Annotated in this window: 1 protein-coding gene; it reads left to right on the top strand. The window is 36.8% G+C overall.

Features of this window, described 5'->3' with window-relative positions; genetic code table 11:
* Positions 1–154 precede the first annotated feature (154 nt).
* Positions 155–751 carry a bifunctional 2-polyprenyl-6-hydroxyphenol methylase/3-demethylubiquinol 3-O-methyltransferase UbiG gene (locus tag C9J45_RS21385; RefSeq protein ID WP_107293001.1) on the top strand — a complete coding sequence of 199 codons (597 nt, stop codon included), beginning with the start codon at positions 155–157 and terminating at the stop codon, positions 749–751.
* Positions 752–977: the final 226 nt, after the last annotated feature.

Here is a 977-nt window from a genome sequence, read left to right as displayed (position 1 = left end):
ACATATCGGGTGGATGCTAATTTTTGCGATTAAGGTAATGAAAATAAATGTTTTTATTTATTAGAATGTTGAATATTTGCTGTATTAATAAAGCGTAAAAGTAAGAATGCTTATTAATATACTGTTATGTACTTTTACGGAAAATAAGAGATTTATGGATAAAAATACTGAAAATTGGCGTCAGTACTACGAAAAGGCACTGTCTCGCCCACACTCAAAACGTACTGAATTTGCTGTCAGACTTAATGAATCAAACCTCAAAGTAGCCACTGACTGTGGTTGTGGAACCGGCAGTGATATCGATTATCTATCGGGTCAAAATTACAAAGTGTTTGGGTTTGACGTTAATCCTGATTCAATAACTATTTGTAATGATAGATTTGGTTCAAATCCACAAATTAACATTGAGCAATCTTCGTTTGAATCGTTTCGGTACCCAAAATCGGGGGTAGTAATTGCAAATAACAGTTTGTTTTTTGCAGTCCCAACTGTGTTTTCGACGATTTGGCATAACATTGAATCCTCATTAGTTGTCGGTGGGGTATTTGCTGGCGACTTTATGGGTTATAAAGATAGTTGGGCTGCAGGTTTTCGCGTTCCAACTTCACCTTTCACAGAGTCAGAGATTCGAGCAATGCTAACTAATTTTGACATAGTTAGTTGGTCTGAACGAGATGAAGTAGGTCAAACAACAATAGGTGCAACGAAACATTGGCACATATATTCAGTGGTCGCCGTGAAACGCACATAACAAATAAGGATATGTGTCGCGAAGCCGACACCTATCCGAAGTGTTGGACAAGCCCAAGCCACCTTATATAAGTAAATATTGGAAATAGCATGAAGAGGGATGCCAAAAAGAAGTCGAGCGTTATCCTTGGTGTGAACCAATAATATTAATACCCTGATTTATAATAAAACCCTCTTTAATTCTGAAGCGTTAAAGCCATTATCCTTATTATTTAACGTCGATTATC

It is taken from the genome of Photobacterium sp. GB-1 (assembly GCF_003026165.1).
In the GTDB taxonomy this organism is placed as follows: domain Bacteria; phylum Pseudomonadota; class Gammaproteobacteria; order Enterobacterales; family Vibrionaceae; genus Photobacterium.
This window is presented reverse-complemented; position numbering and strand designations above follow the sequence as displayed.